Origin of the sequence: Paracoccus sp. DMF-8, assembly GCF_029309835.1 — a bacterium.
In the GTDB taxonomy this organism is placed as follows: domain Bacteria; phylum Pseudomonadota; class Alphaproteobacteria; order Rhodobacterales; family Rhodobacteraceae; genus Paracoccus.
Genome location: NZ_JARJHL010000003.1, coordinates 429,564 through 447,361 on the forward strand (window position 1 = coordinate 429,564; position 17,798 = coordinate 447,361).

The 17,798-nt window shown below is 65.8% G+C and carries 16 protein-coding genes and 1 pseudogene; 10 read left to right on the plus strand and 7 right to left on the minus strand.

Annotation, left to right across the window (positions count from 1 at the left end):
* Nucleotides 1–26 precede the first annotated feature (26 nt).
* Both PE067_RS02785 and PE067_RS02790 read left to right on the plus strand, forming a co-directional pair.
* On the plus strand, nucleotides 27–653 hold the full coding sequence (locus tag PE067_RS02785) for a LysE family translocator (protein ID WP_276187730.1): 627 nt from the start codon (nucleotides 27–29) through the stop codon (nucleotides 651–653).
* Nucleotides 650–1,297 (plus strand): pseudouridine synthase, encoded by a 648-nt coding sequence (locus PE067_RS02790; RefSeq protein ID WP_276187731.1) that lies wholly within the window; start codon nucleotides 650–652, stop codon nucleotides 1,295–1,297. Before PE067_RS02785 ends, PE067_RS02790 begins: the two co-directional genes overlap by 4 nt.
* Here the strand turns inward: PE067_RS02790 and truB are convergent.
* The 3 genes from truB to rbfA are packed head-to-tail and all read right to left on the minus strand — an operon-like array spanning nucleotide 1,294 to nucleotide 3,366.
* A complete protein-coding gene (gene truB / locus PE067_RS02795; protein WP_276187732.1) occupies nucleotides 1,294–2,187 on the minus strand; it encodes a tRNA pseudouridine(55) synthase TruB in 894 nt (297 codons plus the stop codon). The two genes, PE067_RS02790 and truB, sit on opposite strands and share 4 nt — an antisense overlap.
* Nucleotides 2,187–2,903 (minus strand): phosphodiester glycosidase family protein, encoded by a 717-nt coding sequence (locus PE067_RS02800; protein ID WP_276187824.1) that lies wholly within the window; start codon nucleotides 2,901–2,903, stop codon nucleotides 2,187–2,189. The genes truB and PE067_RS02800 overlap by 1 nt, the downstream gene beginning before the upstream one ends.
* Nucleotides 2,904–2,934: 31 nt before the next feature.
* Entirely contained in the window at nucleotides 2,935–3,366 is a 432-nt protein-coding gene (gene rbfA, locus PE067_RS02805) for a 30S ribosome-binding factor RbfA (RefSeq protein WP_276187733.1), read from the minus strand.
* Nucleotides 3,367–3,435: 69 nt separating this feature from the next.
* Here rbfA and dapB point away from each other — a divergent pair, with 69 nt between their 5' ends.
* From dapB to PE067_RS02820, 3 genes are all read left to right on the plus strand, one after another.
* Nucleotides 3,436–4,242 carry a 4-hydroxy-tetrahydrodipicolinate reductase gene (gene dapB, locus PE067_RS02810; RefSeq protein WP_276187734.1) on the plus strand — a complete coding sequence of 269 codons (807 nt, stop codon included), beginning with the start codon at nucleotides 3,436–3,438 and terminating at the stop codon, nucleotides 4,240–4,242.
* Between the two features lie 72 nt (nucleotides 4,243–4,314).
* Nucleotides 4,315–4,827 carry an MgtC/SapB family protein gene (locus PE067_RS02815; RefSeq protein WP_276187735.1) on the plus strand — a complete coding sequence of 171 codons (513 nt, stop codon included), beginning with the start codon at nucleotides 4,315–4,317 and terminating at the stop codon, nucleotides 4,825–4,827.
* A gap of 72 nt (nucleotides 4,828–4,899) precedes the next feature.
* Nucleotides 4,900–5,472, plus strand: a complete 573-nt coding sequence (locus PE067_RS02820) for a cytochrome b (RefSeq protein ID WP_276187736.1) — start codon at nucleotides 4,900–4,902, stop codon at nucleotides 5,470–5,472.
* 72 nt (nucleotides 5,473–5,544) lie between these two features.
* Here PE067_RS02820 and PE067_RS02825 read toward each other — a convergent pair whose 3' ends face one another.
* The 4 genes from PE067_RS02825 to PE067_RS02840 all read right to left on the minus strand — a co-directional run bounded on the left by PE067_RS02825 (nucleotide 5,545) and on the right by PE067_RS02840 (nucleotide 8,875).
* On the minus strand, nucleotides 5,545–5,742 hold the full coding sequence (locus tag PE067_RS02825; RefSeq protein ID WP_276187737.1) for a hypothetical protein: 198 nt from the start codon (nucleotides 5,740–5,742) through the stop codon (nucleotides 5,545–5,547).
* Nucleotides 5,743–5,757: 15 nt separating this feature from the next.
* Nucleotides 5,758–6,039, minus strand: coding sequence for a hypothetical protein (locus PE067_RS02830; RefSeq protein WP_276187738.1), 282 nt, complete (start codon nucleotides 6,037–6,039; stop codon nucleotides 5,758–5,760).
* A gap of 118 nt (nucleotides 6,040–6,157) precedes the next feature.
* Nucleotides 6,158–7,405, minus strand: a complete 1,248-nt coding sequence (locus PE067_RS02835) for a urate hydroxylase PuuD (RefSeq protein WP_276187739.1) — start codon at nucleotides 7,403–7,405, stop codon at nucleotides 6,158–6,160.
* A gap of 168 nt (nucleotides 7,406–7,573) precedes the next feature.
* Nucleotides 7,574–8,875 carry an NCS2 family permease gene (locus tag PE067_RS02840; protein ID WP_276187740.1) on the minus strand — a complete coding sequence of 434 codons (1,302 nt, stop codon included), beginning with the start codon at nucleotides 8,873–8,875 and terminating at the stop codon, nucleotides 7,574–7,576.
* A gap of 172 nt (nucleotides 8,876–9,047) precedes the next feature.
* Here PE067_RS02840 and tsaE point away from each other — a divergent pair, with 172 nt between their 5' ends.
* The 5 genes and pseudogenes from tsaE to trxA all read left to right on the plus strand — a co-directional run bounded on the left by tsaE (nucleotide 9,048) and on the right by trxA (nucleotide 17,795).
* The gene (gene tsaE, locus PE067_RS02845; protein WP_276187741.1) at nucleotides 9,048–10,322 is read left to right on the plus strand and encodes a tRNA (adenosine(37)-N6)-threonylcarbamoyltransferase complex ATPase subunit type 1 TsaE; all 1,275 of its coding nucleotides are present in this window, start codon (nucleotides 9,048–9,050) and stop codon (nucleotides 10,320–10,322) included.
* Between the two features lie 101 nt (nucleotides 10,323–10,423).
* Nucleotides 10,424–11,107 (plus strand): nucleotidyltransferase family protein, encoded by a 684-nt coding sequence (locus PE067_RS02850; RefSeq protein WP_276187825.1) that lies wholly within the window; start codon nucleotides 10,424–10,426, stop codon nucleotides 11,105–11,107.
* Nucleotides 11,100–14,036, plus strand: coding sequence for a double-strand break repair protein AddB (addB, locus tag PE067_RS02855; protein WP_276187742.1), 2,937 nt, complete (start codon nucleotides 11,100–11,102; stop codon nucleotides 14,034–14,036). The genes PE067_RS02850 and addB overlap by 8 nt, the downstream gene beginning before the upstream one ends.
* Nucleotides 14,026–17,413: pseudogene (addA, locus tag PE067_RS02860) on the plus strand (double-strand break repair helicase AddA). Before addB ends, addA begins: the two are co-directional and overlap by 11 nt.
* Before the next feature lie 61 nt (nucleotides 17,414–17,474).
* Entirely contained in the window at nucleotides 17,475–17,795 is a 321-nt protein-coding gene (gene trxA / locus PE067_RS02865; RefSeq protein WP_276187743.1) for a thioredoxin, read from the plus strand.
* The last annotated feature ends 3 nt before the right edge of the window (nucleotides 17,796–17,798 follow it).

The window sequence follows — 17,798 nt, forward strand, 5'->3', positions numbered from 1 at the left end:
GGGGCCAATCGCAACGGGATATGACGATGATCTGGGATACGCTGGCCAATATTCCCCTGCCGCAGCTTCTGGCCTTCACGGGTGGGGCGCTGGTTCTGAATGTCGCGCCGGGACAGGATGTGGTCTTTGCCAGCGCCTGCGGCATCCGGTCGGGCCCGCGGGCGGGTGCACTGGCCGGGGTCGGTGTCGGCCTTGGCGTGCTGTTTCACCTGATGCTGGCCACCATCGGCCTTGGCGCGATCATCGCCGCCCACCCTGAGGCGCTGAGCGTGATCAAATATGCCGGCGCCGCCTATCTGCTGTTTCTGGCCTGGAAAAGCTGGCATGCCACGGGCGCCGCGCCCGAGGTGCGCGGTGTTTCCGGGCCCTGGCGGATCATCCGCAGCGGCATGGTGTCGAACCTTCTGAACCCCAAGCCGGTGCTGTTCCTGCTGGCCTTTCTGCCGCAATTCACCCGGCCCGAATACGGCCCGATCTGGCAGCAGATCCTGGGGCTGGGGCTGATGTTCGTGATCAGCGGCATGATCGTAACCGCATTATACGGCGTTGTTGCGGGTTATGCCGGGCAGGTGCTGGGCAAGCGCATGGGCTTTGTCAACAAGCTGGCGGCGGTGATGTTTGCGGCGCTGGCGGTCCGGCTGGTCGCCAGGTGAGCTTTACCTATGCGCCTCCGCCCGACGCGCCGCGCATCATCCATCACGACCATGAAATTCTGGTGGTGGACAAGCAGGCCGGGCTGCTGTCGGTCCCCGGCAAGGGCGAGGATCGCGCCGATTGCCTGATCGGGCGGCTGCGCGCGATCTTTCCTCAGGTGCTGCTGGTCCATCGGCTGGATCTGGACACCTCGGGCGTGATGATCTTTGCGCTGACGCCCCATGCGCAGCGCCATCTGGGGCTGCAATTCGAAAAGCGCCAGACGAAAAAGACCTATGTCGCGCGGCTGCATGGTCGGTTGCAGCCGGCGACCGGCACCGTCGATCTGCCGCTGATCGTCGATTGGCCGAACCGACCCGTGCAGATGGTCGATCACGAAAACGGACGGCCCGCACAGACCGATTGGCGCGTGGTCAAGGCCAGCGACACCGAAACCCGCGTCCGCCTGATGCCCCTGACCGGGCGCAGCCATCAGTTGCGCGTGCATATGCTGTCGCTTGGCCACCCGATCCTTGGCGATCCGCTATATGCGACGGGTGCGGCGCGGGATCATCCGCGGCTGATGCTGCATGCCGAAAGCCTGCGCATCCGCCACCCGGACGGCGGCGTGGCGCAGAGCTTTTCGTCGTCGGTTCCGTTCTAGATGTTGAAGACGCGGGTCGGCTGGACCTCTCCGCCCATGTAATTGCCGATGCACAGCGGGCGGCCCTGACGGCTGACCCAGACCTCGGTCCCGAAATCGGCATGGCCCGTCACCTGACCGGGGTTGCCGTTCAGGATGCGGATTTCCCCGATTTCCGTCGCCTGCATTTCCGGCAGATCGACCAGCGCCGATTGCAGGGGCAACAGCGCGGCTTCCAGTTCCGTCTGATTGGCGCGGTCGATGCGGTCGAATGCGATCCCGTTTGCCGCGTCGAACGGCCCCGACCAGATCCGGCGCAGGGTCTGGACATGGCCCAGACAGCCCATCGCGCGCCCCAGATCGCGGGCGATGGCGCGGACATAGCCGCCCTTGCCGCAGACCATGCGCAGATCCGCCTGACCGTCGCGAACCGCCAGCAATTCCAGCGATTCGACCCACAGGGGGCGGGCGGCCAGTTCGACCACCTCGCCCTCGCGCGCCAGATCATAGGCGCGGGCGCCATCGACCTTGACGGCGGAAACGGCGGGCGGGACCTGCATGATATCGCCGGTGAAGGCAGGCAGGGCGGCGCGGATCGCGGCCTCGTCCGGTCGTGCATCGCTGGTTTTCAACACCGCGCCGGATGCGTCGTCGGTCGCGGTTTCGGCCCCCCAGGTCGCGGTGAAATCATAGCATTTCAGCGCCTCGGTCAGATAGGGCACGGTCTTGGTCGCCTCGCCCAAAGCCACGGCCAGAACGCCGGTGGCATCGGGGTCCAGCGTGCCCGCATGGCCTGCCTTTTTCGCCTCGAACGCCCAACGGACCTTGCCGACGACATCGGTCGATCCGACCCCGGCGGGCTTGTCCACGATCAGCCAGCCCGAGATATCGCGTCCTTTTTTGCGTGCCATCAGTCCTGTCCCACCAATCCGATGATCGGCCCCATGCGCCGCCCGAAATCGGCCCGGCCCAGTTCGGGCGCGTAAAGCCGGCTGATCGAGCCGTCGAAATACAAGGCGTTCCTGACGCCCAGCTCATCGCGGAAAAACCGCCCGAATTCGTGAAAGGTCACGGCGCGGTTCGACATCACGAAAATCGCCGTCTGCCCGTCCGGCGATGTGCCGACGCCGTTCCTGATATAGCGGCTGTCGCTGTCGACCAGAAAACGCGGGTGCAATTCGCCGTCGATGACCAGCATCGGCCCCGATTGCGAGGCGATGCGGCAGGCCGGGCGCTGGCTGGCAAAGGCGCGGCTTTCGATCACCTGAAAGGGACGCGCCCCGCCCGCGCAAAAGACGCCATTCGGCAGCATCCCGAAATTGCCACGGCTGGCCGGGGTGACGATGGGCGTGACTTCGGCCCCGTCCTGGATCAGCAATCCGACCGGGCTGTAATCGGAATGAAACATCCCGGCATTCATGGCAAACGCCAGCCCTTCGCCCGGCGCCAGCGTGCCGCGAATGCTGGTGAAATCGCCCAGAACCTTGCCATCCGGCCCGTTCAGCCACAGCCGCAGGTTGCTTTCCTGCGCGGCGGGGACGGTGCAGACGGCATAGCCCTTGCCTTCGAAATCGCGGGTTTCGCAGGTGCCTTCGGCCATGACCGGCAGGGTCAGGGCGAACACCATCCCAAGGGCCAGCCCAAGGCGGCGCTTGACGTCAGAGATCATCTTTTCGGTCGTCTTCCTGATCATCGTCCAGCGCAATATCGCGGCGCACGCGTTCATCGGCGAACATGCGGCGGGTGTCGTCCATGCGGTCAAAGGTTTCGTCCAGAACGAACCGCAGTTGCGGCGCGTATTTCAGCGACATCGCCTTGGCGACATGGTGGCGCAATTCGGCCTGATTGCGGCGCAGCGCGGCCAGCGCGTCATTCGCGTCATGCCCGCCAAGCGGCATGACATAGGCCGTCGCGACTTTCAGGTCCGGCGAGGCCTTGACCTCGCCCACGGTGATCGAGTGGCGGTTGAGGTCGGGGTCATGCACCTCGGCGCGCATCAGGACGTCGGACAGGGTGCGGCGGATCAATTCGCCCACGCGAAGCTGCCGCTGCGAGGGTCCGGACCCGGTATGAAAACGGTTCTGTGCCATGGGCTACCATCTAGGGGGTCGCGGGCCGTGCCGCAACGGGATAGACAAGCCCTAAAGCAGGAGTGTCGCATGGAAAAGCCGGGAATCGTCATCACGGGTGCATCGGGCCGGATGGGCCAGATGCTGGTCAGGCTGGTCGGCGCATCGGATCAGATGCGGCTGGTGGGCGCGGTCGAACGCGCGGGCAGCGACTGGATCGGCCGCGATGTCGGGACCGCGATGGGTGGTGCGCCGCTTGGCGTCACCGTGACGGATGACGCGGTGGCAGCGATTGCCAAGGCGCAGGCGGTGATCGATTTCACGACGCCCGCCGCGACGGTGGCATTCGCCGAACTGACCGCGCAGGCCCGCGCGGTCCATGTCATCGGCACGACCGGGTTCAAGCCTGCGGATCTGGCCGGGCTGAAAGCCGCCGCCCGCCATGCCCTGATCATCCGCGCCGGGAACATGAGCCTTGGGGTCAACCTGCTGACCGCGCTGGCCCGGCGTGTCGCCGCCGCGCTGGATGAGGATTGGGATATCGAGATCGTCGAATCCCATCACCGCCACAAGGTCGATGCGCCCTCCGGCACCGCGCTGATGCTGGCCGAGGCCGCCGCCGAAGGGCGCGGCGCGCCGCTGGACGAATTGCGCACCCCCGCCCGCGAAGGCATCACCGGCGCCCGCGCGCGCGGCACCATCGGTTTTTCGGCGCTGCGCGGCGGCGATGTCGTCGGCGAACATGACCTGATGTTTCTGGCCGATGGCGAGCGCGTCATCCTGCGCCATGTCGCGACCGATCGCGCGATCTTTGCCCGTGGCGCGCTGAAGGCCGCGCTGTGGGGGCAGGACAAGGGGCCGGGCGAATATGACATGCTGGACGTGCTGGGGCTGTAATGTTCCGCGCCTGCGCATCGAACCATTTCGCCTCGCGTGTGTTTTCCCTGATATTCGCCAAGGGGATCGCGCATGGAACAGCTTGACGCCATCTGGTCAGAGATTGTCCGGTCACTGACCGCGACCCCGCCGCTGGTCGCGACGGCCCGGTTGCTGATCGCCGCCTGCCTTGGTGGGCTGATCGGGTTCGAGCGCGAAATCAACGCCCGTTCCGCCGGGTTGCGCACCCATATCCTGATCGCGATGGGGGCCTGCCTGTTTGCCCTTGTCAGCTTTGAAATCATCGAGATTTCGCAATCCGATCCCCAGATCCAGCGCGTAGACCCCCTGCGCCTGATCGAGGCGGTAACCTCGGGCGTGGCCTTTCTGGCCGCAGGGTCGATCATCGTGTCGGGGGGCAAGGTGCGGGGGCTGACGACCGGGGCGGGCATGTGGATCGCGGGGGCCATCGGGCTGGCTTGCGGAATCGGGCAGATCGGCCTGGCGATCATCGCGACCGGGATGCTGGTCCCGATCCTGTGGCTGCTGCGCGGCATGAAACCCGCAGCCGCCGACCGGAACGAACAGGATTCGGATCACGATTGAGGGCCGGCGCTTCACAGACTCGTGTCCTGGGTTGTCGTGCTATTCCTGATATGTCCGCGCGAGGCTAGGACCATGGAAAACCTGAGAGGTCATCACATGCAGCTTGGCGATACGCCCGAACGCTACGGAACGATTTCACGTCTCTTGCACTGGTCCATGGCCGCCCTGATCCTGTGGCAGCTGACCGGCATGGTGCTGAAGGTCACGCTTGGCCGCGATCACCAGATCACCAGCACCTTCTTCATGCCCTATCACAGCGCCATCGGGACGGTGCTGTTCTGTCTGATCGTGTTGCGCGTGGTCTGGCTGATCCTGAACCGCGCCAACCGCCCCGGCCATCCTGCGGGCATGATGGGTCTTGCGGCGCGGCTTGGCCATTTCGGGCTTTATGCGCTGATGTTCATCGTGCCCTTTGCCGCGCTGCTGCGGGCCTGGGGTGGCGAAAGGGCCTTTGCGCTCTTTGGCTTTGAAATCTTTCCTGCCCGCACCCCCGAGGATGTGGTGGCCCCCGCCGTCGCCATCGGCAATGCCCTGCACGGAGAGCTGGCCTGGGTCATGGGGGCGCTGATTCTGGGCCATGTCGCCATGTCGCTGTTCCACCAGTTCGTCCTGCGTGACCGGCTGTTCAAACGCATCGCGCATTAAACCATCCCGCCCGGACGTAAAAAAGGCAGCCCAAGGGCTGCCTTTTTCGTCAAATCTGCCTGCGTGGCTGGCTTATTCGGCTGCGAAGACGGTGGCGAATTTACCGCACCAGTCATCGTTGCTGACCACCGGCCAGTAGCCGCGGCTGTCCGCGTCTTTCTGGGTGACCGGGGGATTTGCGCGGCAAAGACCTGCGTTGGCGAGTTCGGCGTTCGAATTGGCTGCGTGGTCTTCGTAGAAGGCGCAAGAGTTGCAAGCGGCGTGGGCCATGACATGTTCCTTTTCTCAATTGATCGCTGGCTGGCATGTGATGCTGGCTGGCTGTCTTGAGGTGAAACTAGGCACGCCCGCCGCAAAGGTCAAGAAAAAATCGTTATGAATCAAATAGTTCACAGGTTTAGTCGGGTGTTGGTGCCCTAGTGTTTTTCTACGGAAAGCAAAAATTGCTGCAAAATGCGAGGCTTGGCCAATCGCCGCTTTCCTGCCCCTGAAACCCAAGAAAAACGCTTGTTTCGTCAAACCGGCCCGGACCGGAGAAACAAGAAAATCAGTCAGATTTCGCGCCACGGCCCGCGCCATCGAAAACCGGCGAATCACCTGCCCCTGATTCGCCGACATGCCAAAAAGAAGACCCCCGAAGGAGCCTGCGGGGCAGCAAGGGACGTCGCGCCCCAGTGCTGGATGTTCAGTTGAAGGCGAAGGTCCTGGGCGTCGCGCGATACCAGTCGATGATCGCCTGACGTTCCTGCGGCTCCATGAAGGACACGTTGGCCGGGGGCATCGCATCCGTGACCCCGGCCTGAATGTAGATCTCGCGCGCGGCGCGGGTGATGTCGTCGGGGGTTTCCAGCAGGACGCCCTTGGGCGCGTAATGGATGCCTTCATAGGACGGCTCGCGGGCGTGGCACATCGAACAGCGGCCCATCACGGCGCTATAGGCGTCGTCCCAGCCCGGTGTTTCGATCATCGCGGTCTGGGTCGGGGTGAGGGGCCGGGCTTCGGCCTCCTCCAGCGTCTGGCGGCCCATCGGGGCGGTCGACAGCCACATGATGATGACGAACAGCATCGCGGTCACGGCCCAGCACCACCACGGCTCTTTCTTGCGGGCGTGCATGGTGTTGAAGAAATGCCGGATGGTGACGCCCATCAGGAACACCAGCGATGCGATGATCCAGTTGTATTCCGTGGCAAAGGCCAACGGATAGTGGTTCGACAGCATCAGGAAGATGACGGGCAGCGTCAGGTAGTTGTTATGCGTCGAACGCAGCTTGGCGATCTTGCCATATTTCGGATCGGCGGGGCGGCCCGCCTTCAGGTCGGCGACGACGATGCGCTGGTTCGGCATGATGATCAGGAACACATTGGCGGTCATGATCGTCGCCGTAAAGGCGCCCAGATGCAGCAGGACGGCGCGGCCGGTAAAGACCTGATTATAGGCCCAGCCCATGACGACCAGCAGCACGAACAGCAGCAGCATCAGCACCGTCGGGCGTTCGCCAAGCGGCGATTTGCACAGCCGGTCATAGACCAGCCAGCCGATCGACAGCGAGGCGGCGGAAATCAGGATGGCCTGCCAGGGCGCCAGCTCCATCTTGGCGGGGTCGATCAGGAACAGTTCCGATCCGGCCCAATAGGTCACCATCAGCAGCGCCGCCCCCGAAAGCCAGGTCATATAGCTTTCCCATTTGAACCAGGTCAGATGCTCGGGCATCCGGGCGGGTGCGACCAGATATTTCTGGATGTGGTAGAAACCGCCCCCGTGGACCTGCCATTCTTCGCCATGCGCGCCTTCGGGCAGACCGGGGGCCTTTTGCAGGCCAAGGTCCAGCGCGATGAAGTAGAAAGACGACCCGATCCAGGCGATGGCGGTCACGACATGGGTCCAGCGGATGGCAAAGGCCAGCCAGTCCCAGATTATGGCAAAGTCACTCATGGCTTAATCTCCGGCTATGGCTGCGAAGCTAGATCAGGTTCGGGGCGGCGACTATGTATTCAGGAAACCGTGCTGTCTTAAGAAATCGTTGAAAATCCTTCTTTGCGAAAAAAGGGGGCAAGGTCGCCCCTGCCCCCTTTTTCGTTGTCACAAGACCGGATCCCGGTCCTATTCGCCGCCAAAGAAGGCAAAGCGGATCACGAACAGGCCCGCGATCACCCAGGTCGCGGGATGCACGTCGCGCACCCGGCCCGTCGCCAGCTTGATCACCGCATAGCTGATGAAGCCGAAGGCCAGACCATTCGCGATGGAATAGGTGAAGGGCATCATCACGGCCGTCAGCATGGCCGGGGTCGATTCGGTGATGTCCTGCCAGTCGATGTCCGAAAACTCGCGCATCATCAGGCCCGCGACGAACAGCAGCGCGGGCGCCGTGGCATGGGCCGGAACCGAACCGGCCAGCGGCGAAAAGAAGGTGGCCAGCAGGAACAGGCAGGCGACGACGACCGCCGTCAGGCCCGTCCGGCCGCCCGCCGCCACGCCCGAGGCGCTTTCGACATAGGCCGTGGTCGAACTGGTGCCGATCATCGAACCCGCGACGATGGCGGTCGAATCGGCCAGCAGCGCCTTGCCCAGACCGGGGTTCTTGTGAACCGGACCGTCCTTGAGCAGACCGGCGCGCTTGGCGACGCCGACCAGCGTGCCGGTGGCGTCAAAGACCTCGACCAGCACCAGCACCAGAATGACGTGGAAGATGCCCGCCGTCAGCGCGCCCATGATATCCAGTTGCAGGAATGTCGGCGCGATGGACGGCGGCGTCGACATGATGCCGCCGAACTGGCTGATGCCAAGGGCGATGGAAATCGCGGTGATGACCAGAATCCCGATCAGGATCGCGCCGCGCACCTTCAGCGCATCCAGCGCCGCGATCATGAACAGGCCCAGCAGCGTCAGCAGCGCAGGCGCCGCCGTCATATCGCCCAGACCCACCAGCGTTGCCGGATTGTCGACGACCAGCCCCGCGTTTTTCAGCGCGATCAGCCCTAGGAACATCCCGATACCGGCGGCAATCGCGCTGCGCATCGAATGCGGAATGCCCGCGACCAGCCATGTCCGGATCCCCGACACGGTCAGCAGCAGAAAGATGACACCGGAAATAAAGACCGCGCCCAACGCCTGTTGCCAGGTGAATCCCATGGCGCCGACGACGGTAAAGGCAAAAAAGGCGTTCAGCCCCATGCCCGGCGCCATGCCGATCGGCCAGTTGGCCAAGAGGCCCATGACCAGCGACCCCAGTGCCGCCGCCAGACAGGTCGCGACAAAGACCGCATTCCTGTCCATTCCCGTCGTCGACAGGATGTCGGGGTTCACGAAAATGATATAGGCCATCGTCAGGAAGGTGGTGATCCCGGCGATCACCTCGGTCCTGACGGTCGTGCCGTTCTGTTGGAGTTTGAAGAAGTTTTCCATCCCTGCTCCTGCTTGCGCATTTTGATAATGCTGCGATGTTGCCATGAATCTTGCCACGACGGGTTAATCCATACAACGATCCTTCGGGACAGGGTTTTGCGTTTCTGTATAAACAGTTTCATAAATATCATCGATGACCTTGCTATCGACAATAGATGCCGCAGATGAGGCAATGACCGCAGCGATTGCCCGCGCGCTGGCGGCATTCCTGCGGCCGGGCGACACGCTGGCCCTGCGCGGTCAGGTCGGCGCGGGCAAGACCCATTTCGCGCGGGCCCTGATTCGCGCCCGTCAGGGCGATCTGGCCGAGGATGTGCCCAGCCCCACCTTTACGCTGGTCCAGACCTATCCCGACCCGATGGGAACGGAAATCTGGCATGCCGATCTGTATCGGCTTGGCGATCATGGCGAAATCGTCGAGCTGGGTCTGGAGGATGCGATGGCCGATGCCATCGTCCTGATCGAATGGCCCGAACGCGGCGGCGATCTGCCCCAGGCCCTGACCATCGCGTTGGAGCCGGTGCCGGACGATCCCGACCTGCGCCGCATCACCCTGACCGGCGATCCCGCGCGATGGGGGATCGTCGATCGTGTCGTGACGATTGCGCGGCTCGTGCATCGCGCGGGCTGGGCGGGCGCGCGGATGCTGCCGCTGGCGGGCGATGCCTCGGCCCGGCGCTATTACCGGCTGTTCGATGGCGATGTTCGGGCGGTGCTGATGGATGCCGCGCCGGGGTCCTGCGGGCCCTATGTCGGGATGACGCAATGGCTGCGCGCGCGGGGCTTTGCCGCGCCTGAAATTCTTGCCGCCGACGAACATCACGGCCTGTTGCTGCTGCAGGATATGGGCGACGATCTGGTGGCGCGGGTCTTGCAGGACCAGCCGGATCTGGCCCCGCGCATCTATGGCCGGATGACCGATCTGCTGGTCGATCTGCATGGGCATCCGCCGCCCGATCATGTGCTGCGGCTGGACGGGCCGGAACTGGCCCATCAGGTCGGGCTGTTCGCCGAATACTACCCCACCGCCGCAGGCACGCCCGGTCTGGGCGCGCAGGTGGCGCAGGTCGTGCAGGATCTGCACGCCCTTTATTGCGCCGATCTGCCCCCGGTTCTGGGCCTGCGCGATTTCCATGCCGAAAACCTGATCTGGCGCGGCGATGCGCCGCTTGGCCTGCTGGATTTTCAGGACGCGGTGGCGGTCCATCCCGCCTATGATCTGGTGTCGGGCCTGCAGGACGCCCGCCGCGACATCGCCCCCGATATCGAAACCGCCGAAATCGCCCGTTATATCGCGGCAACCGGGGTCGATGAGGCGGCTTTCCGTGCCGCCTATGCCCTGCTGGGGCGCAGCGCAGCCTGCGGATCATGGGGATTTTCACCCGGCTGTGCAGTCGTGATCACAAACGGCGCTATCTGGCCTTCATGCCGCGCGTCTGGTCGATGATCCAGCGCAATATCGCCCATCCGGCGCTTGCACCTCTGGCCGCTGCGCTGCAATCCGTCCCCGCCCCCACGCCCGAGGTTATCGAAAAGGATCGCCAGCCAATGTCCGACGCCCCGCGACAGGTGATGGTCTTTGCTGCCGGTCGCGGCACCCGCATGGCGCCCCTGACCGACACCCTGCCGAAACCCCTGATCCCGGTCGCGGGACAGACGCTTCTGGATCGCGCGCTGGATCTGGCGCGGCAGGGCGGGGCTGACCGGTTCGTCGTGAACACCCATTATCTGGGCGGGCAGATCATCGACCATCTGGCGGGCAACGACGTGGCGATTTCCGATGAATCCGACATGCTTCTGGAAACCGGCGGCGGCTTGCGCAAGGCGCTGCCCCTGCTGGATACGGGCCCTGTGATCACAATCAATCCGGACGTGGTCTGGACCGGCCCGAACCCGGTCGCGGCGCTGCGCGCGGCACGGGATCCGGTGCGAATGGATGCGCTGCTGATGCTGGTCCCGCTGGACGCCGCGCAGGGGCGGCAGGGGGGGGGCGACTTCAGCCTTGACGGCGCGGGGCGCATTGGCCGCAAGGGCGATCTGGTCTATGGCGGCACCCAGATCATCCGCCCCGATCTGCTGCAAGAGATTGAAGAATCGGTCTTTTCCCTGAACCGGCTGTGGGATCTGCAGATTGCGCAGGGCCGCGCCTTTGGCATCACCCATCCCGGCGGCTGGTGCGATGTCGGCCGTCCCGATTGCATCCCGCTGGCACAGGCGCTGCTGCATGGCTGAGTGGCAACCGGGTCTGTTCGCCCTGCCCTGCGGGGCGGATTTCGCCGCAGGCATTGCCGAGGGGCTGATCGCCCGCATGGCCGGGCACCCGCCCGAGGCGATGGCCCGCGTCACCGTCTATGCCAATGCCAGCCGCACCCTGACCGCGCTGCGCGACGCGCTGATTGCGCGCGGTCCGATGCTGCTGCCGCGCCTGCGGCTGGTCGACCATCTGGGCGGCGGCGCGCTGGTCGCGCCGCTGGCGCGCAGGCTGGAGCTGGGCCGTCTGGTCGCTGCCGCGCTGGCCCGCCAGCCCGATCTGGCGCAGGGCCAATCCGTGCCGCGCCTTGCCGCCTCGCTTGCCGATCTGATGGGCGAGATGCAGGAAGAAGGGCTGACCCCGCAATCGCTGGACCGGATCGACGTGTCGGAACATGCCCAGCACTGGGGCCGCGCGCTGGCCTTTCTCAAGATCGCGGCGGATTACTACCTGACCGATCCGCCGGTCGATCCCGCCGCGCGGCTGCGCCATGCGGTGGACCGGATTTCGGCGGATTGGGCGCAGGGGGTGAACCTGCCCGATGGGCCGGTGGTCGTTGCCGGTTCGACCGGGTCGCGCGGGGCGACGCGGGATTTCATGCGCGCGGTGGCGCGGCTGCCGATGGGCGCGGTGATCCTGCCCGGCTTTGATTTCCACCAGCCCGCGCCGGTCTGGCACAGCATCGACACAAGGGCCGAGGATCACCCGCAATCCCGCTATGCCCCCCTGATCGCGGAATTCGGTCAGCCGGCCCGGTGGGTCGGGGATGAGCCCGCATCCCTTCGCAACCGATTGATATCGCTTGCCTTGCGTCCCGCCCCGGTCACCGATCAATGGATCGCGGACGGCCCCGGTCTGGGCGATCTGATCCCCGCGACCCAAGGCCTGACCCTGATCGAGGCCGACCAGCCCGGACAAGAGGCCGAGGCCGTGGCCCTGCTGATCCGCGACGCCGCCGAAAAGAGGCAGGAGGTGACGCTGATCGCTGCCGACCGGATGCTGCCGCGCCGGGTTTCGGCCGCGCTGGATCGCTGGCGCATCATCCCCGATGATTCTGCCGGCCAGCCGCTGCCGCTGACGCCTCAGGGCCTGTTTCTGAGCCATGTCGCGGGGCTGGTCGGGCAGGCGCTGACCATCGACGCGCTGGTGACGCTGCTGAAACATCCGGTCACCAATACCGGCAGCGGTGCGGAACAGCGCCGTCAGCACCAGATCCACACCCGCGATCTGGAACTGGACCTGCGTCGTCGTGGCCCGGCCTTTCCCGATGGCGCGGCGCTGCGGGACTGGGGCATGAAACGCGGCAGATCGCGCAAGATCTGGGCCGGCTGGCTGGCCGATGTGCTGGACCGCGCCGCCCCTCTGGCGCTGGATCGCGGGCCGCGTCCTCTGGCCGACCGCCTGTCGGAACTGATTGATCTGGCTCAGCTTTGGGCCGCCGGTCCGGGCGGCGATGTGCAGGTGTCGGAACTGTGGCGCGGCGAGGCGGGGCCGAATGTCGCGGCCAGCATCGCCCATATCCGCGACCACGCCCATCTTGGCCATGCCATGCGCCCCGCCGAATTCTGCGACCTGCTGCAAGAGGAAATGCAGCGTCAGGCCGTGCGCGAGGATGTCATCGCCCATCACCTGATCCATATTCGCGGCCCGCGAGAGGCGCGGACGGAAAACGCCCCTCTGGTCATTCTGGCCGGGTTGAACGAAGGCGGCTGGCCGCAGGGGCTGGCGCCCGATCCGTGGCTGTCGCGTCCGATGCGGGCGGCGGCGGGGCTGACCCTGCCCGAGCGCCGGATCGGCCTGTCGGCCCATGACTTTCAGCAGGCGGTCGGGCGGCCCCATGTCGTGCTGACCCGGGCCAGACGCGATGCCGAGGCGGAAACCATCCCCTCGCGCTGGCTGAACCGGCTGACGAACCTGCTGGGCGGGCTGCCCGACCAGAACGGCAAGGCCGCGCTGGCACAGATGCGGGCGCGTGGGCGGCACTGGCTGGATCTGGTGGCGCTGCAGGCAACGCCATCTGCGGTGATACCGCCCGCGCCCCGCCCCTCGCCCATTCCGCCCGCGCCTGCGCTGTCGGAAATGTCGGTGACGGATGTGGCGCGGCTGATCCGCGATCCCTATGCGGTTTATGCGCGTCGCGTGCTGGGCCTGTCGCCCTTGCCGCCGATGCGGGTCGAACCGGACCCGGCGGCGCGCGGCACGGTCCTGCACCGGATCGTGCAGGTCTTTCTGGGGGCGAAGCCCTCGGCCAGTGACAGACCGGAACGGCTGCGCCAGATGCTGATGGGGGCGACCGATCAGGTGCTGGAACAGGACGTGCCATGGCCCTCGGCCCGGCTGTTCTGGCGGGCGCGGATCGCCGGTATCGCGGATCAACTGATGGCGGACGAAGCCGCGCGGCTGGCCGCCGGCAGCCAGCCGGTTGTCGTGGAAAATCAGGGGCGTGTCGGTGTCGCGGGGATGGATTTCACCCTGACCGCGCGTCCCGACCGCATCGACCTGCTGCCAGACGGGCGGGCGCAGATCTATGATTACAAATCCGGCAAGCCGCCCACCGACAAGCAGATCGCCCTGTTCGACAAGCAACTGCCGCTGGAGGCCGCGATGGTCGCGCGCGGCGGTTTTGACGCCATCGGCCCGGTCGAGGCTGCGGGCATCGCCTTTATCCAGCTGGGCGGCGAAGGCCGGACCGAGGATCGCGCCTTTGACCCCGCATTCGCCGCCGAAACATGGGATGGTTTCGTCGCCCTGATCGGGAAATACCTGCGCGGGGAACGCGGCTTTACCGCGCGTCTGACGATGGAACAGACCGGTCATGGCAGCGATTACGATCACCTCTCGCGGCTTGGCGAATGGTCGATGACCGAACCCGCCGTGGCGCAACCGCTGAAAGGGCGCGATGATGGATGATGCGACCCGCGCACAGGTGACGGCGGCGGACCCTGCGCGTTCGACATGGCTGACGGCCAATGCGGGTTCCGGCAAGACCCGCGTGCTGACCGACCGCGTCGCGCGTTTGCTGCTGAAAGGCACCGCGCCCGAACGCATCCTGTGCCTGACCTATACCAAGGCCGCCGCGACCGAAATGCAGAACCGCCTGCTGAAGCGGCTTGGCGAATGGGCGATGCTGCCGGAACCCGAATTGCGCGCCCAACTGGCCCAGCTTGGCGAAGGCGGCGACCCCGACCTGCCCGCCGCGCGGCGCCTGTTCGCCCGCGCCATCGAGACGCCGGGGGGTCTCAAGGTCCAGACGATCCACAGCTTTTGCGCGGGCGTCTTACGCCGCTTTCCGCTGGAGGCGGGCGTGCCGCATGGTTTCGTCGAACTGGACGACCGCAGCGCGGCGCTGATCCGGTCCGACATCATCGAGGACATGGCCCGGAACGACGCCCCTGAACTGGCCGATCTGCTGGCGCTGCAATCGGGCGACAGCATCGACGGCTTTCTGGCCAGCCTGCGCGGCTTCCACGCCCCCGCCGATCCGGCCGAGATCTGGCGCAGATCCGGTCTGCGCCCCGGTCAGGGTTGGGACGACCTGCTGCGCGACCTGTTTCCGGGCGGCAAGGCGGATGTGATCACAGAACATCATTCCCCATCTGGCGCGCAGCGGCGCGAATGACGGCAAGGCTGCGGCCAAGCTGTCGGGCGGGGATTGGGACAGCCCCGGCGCGGACGAAATCGCCATTATGGAAGGCGTGCTGTTGACCGGGCCCTCGGCCAAGATCCCCTATGCGCCCAAGACCGGCAGCTTTCCGACCAAGGGGCTGCAGACCGGCGCCTGCGCGCCCTATATCGACGACCTGAACGAGCTGATGGAGCGCGTGGCCGAGGCCCGCGCCACCCGCCTGGCGCTGATCCATGCCGAACGCACGCTGGCCCTGCGCCGCTTTGGCCATGCCTTTACCCTGCGCTACGAGGCCGCCAAACGCGATGGCGGTTGGCTGGATTTCGACGATCTGATCGGCAGGACGGCGGCGCTGTTGTCCGAGGGGACGATGGCGCAATGGGTGCTGTTCCGACTGGATGGCGGGATCGACCATATTCTGGTCGATGAGGCGCAGGACACCAGCCCCGCGCAATGGCAGGTGATCCAGCGCCTGACCGACGAATTCACCGCAGGCGACGGCGCGCGCGACGGCGAACGCACGCTGTTCGTCGTCGGCGACCCGAAACAGTCGATCTATTCCTTTCAGGGTGCCGATATCGCCGTGTTCGAGGAACGCCGCCGTGGGTTCTCGCAGGCGTTTGCCGCCGTCGAACGTCCGATGCAGGTGCTGGAACTGCTGCATTCCTTCCGATCATCCTCTGCGATCCTGCGCGCCGTGGACGCGGTTTTCGCGGGCGATGCCGCGCAGGGGCTGGGCGAAGATCCGCCCCGGCATATCGCCTTTCGCACCACCCTGCCCGGCCGCGTCGATCTGTGGCCAGCGATCCCGAAACCGGACAGGCCCGAACCCGGCGACTGGACCAATCCGGTCGATCAGGCGGCGGAAAATTCGGAAACCAGCGTGCTGGCGCGGGCGATTGCCGACGGGGTCCGCGACATGCTGGGCCAACCCATCCTGGACGCGAAATCGGGCAAGATCCGCAGGGTGCGCGCGGGCGATGTGCTGGTGCTGGTCCAGCGCCGCGCCGATCTGTTCGCCGAAATCATCGGCGCGCTGAAGGCGGCGGGCCTGCCCGTCGCGGGTGCCGACCGGCTGAAGCTGATCGCGGAACTGGCGGTGCGCGATATCCGCTCGACGCTGGCCACCGTCGCCACGCCCGAGGACGATCTGGCGCTGGCCGAGGCGCTGCGTTCGCCCATCTTCGGCTTTTCGGAACAGGAACTTTACTGGCTGGCCGCCGGGCGCGAACGCGGGACCTTTCTGATCCAGCGGCTGCGCGACAGCGGGGATCCGAAATGCGTCGCGGCCATGGCGCTGTTGCAGGATCTGATGGCGCAGACCGGCTATCTGCGCCCCTATGACCTGATCGCCCGCCTGCTGACCCGCCACGATGGCCGCGCGCGCCTGATCGCCCGCCTTGGCCCCGAGGCAGAGGACGGCATCGACGAATTGCTGTCGCAATCGCTGATCTATGAAGGGGCAGAGGTGCCCTCGCTGACCGGGTTCCTTGTCTGGCTGGAAGGCGACGATGTCGAGGTCAAGCGGCAGGTCGGCAATGCCTCCGAAGGTGAAGGGCTGATCCGGGTGATGACGGTTCACGGGTCCAAGGGGCTGGAAAGCCCGATCGTCATCCTGCCCGACACCGCCAAGCGCCGCCCCCCGCAGGAAGGCCGCATCCTGACCCCGCCCGGCGCCGCCCCGATCTGGCGCGGGCGCAAGGGCGAACGGCCGGACCATGTGTCCGAACTGGCCGATGAACAGACCGAACGCCAGATGCTGGAACGCAAGCGCCTGCTGTATGTCGGCCTGACCCGCGCGGAAAGCTGGCTGATCGTCGCGGCGGCGGGCGACACCGGCGCGGGCGCGGAAAGCTGGCACGGGCAGGTCGCCGAAGGTCTGGCCCGCATCACCGACAGCACGCTGGAACGTATCCCTGCGGCATGGGGGGGCGATATCCTGCGGCTGTCGCATGGCGACTGGCCCGACAGCGCGCCGGACGCGGAACGGGTCGCGAAAACGGCGATCTCTGCCCCCGACTGGCTGCACCGCCATGCGCCGAAACCCGCGCCGCCGCCGCAACCCATTCCGGCGACGGCGCTCGGCGGGGCCAAGGTGATCGGGGCGCCGGTGGTCGATGCCGATCCGCAGGCGGCGATGCTGTATGGCACGCGGCTGCATCTGCTCCTGGAACACCTGCCCGGCCGCGACTCGGCCGAATGGCCGCGCATCGCCCGCGATCTGCTGGCCGATGGCGAAGGCGGCCTGCCCGATCCCGCCATTCTGCAGGGCCTGCTGGCCGAGGTGACAGAGGTCATTCAGGCCCCCGATCTGGCGCAGGTCTTTGTCCTGCCCGGTGATGCGCAGGTTCTGGCAGAAGTCGCCCTGACTGCGACCCTGCCCGGTATTGGTGTGATCACGGGCGCCATCGACCGGCTGATCGTGACGCCCGAACGGCTGCTGGCGGTCGATTACAAGTCGAACACCGAAATTCCCGCCACGCCGCAGGACACGCCGCTTGGCATCCGGCGCCAGATGACCGCCTATCGCGATGCCTTGCGCCGGATTTATCCGGGACGCGAGGTTCAGGCCGCCGTTCTGTGGACGCGGGCGCGCAGCCTGATGATCCTGCCCGACGCGCTTCTTGATCATGCACTTGACCGGCAGGGCGGGGGTGCATAGCTGTTGTTCAAGTCAGATCCCAATCCCTCCGGTCCATGCCGGAACCAATCAGGAGAATTCCATGGGGACGAAAGCCGTAACCGACGCCAGTTTTGACGCCGAAGTCCGCCAGTCCGCGACCCCGGTCGTGGTCGATTTCTGGGCCGAATGGTGCGGTCCCTGCCGCCAGATCGGCCCCTCGCTGGAGGAACTGGCCAGCGAATATGGCGACAAGGTCAAGATCGTAAAGGTGAATGTCGACGAAAACCCCGAAAGCCCGGCGGCTTTGGGCGTGCGCGGCATCCCGGCGCTGTTCCTGTTCAAGGATGGCGAGGTTGTCTCGAACAAGATCGGCGCCGCGCCGAAAGCCGCGCTGAAAGCCTGGATCGACAGCGAGATCTGATCC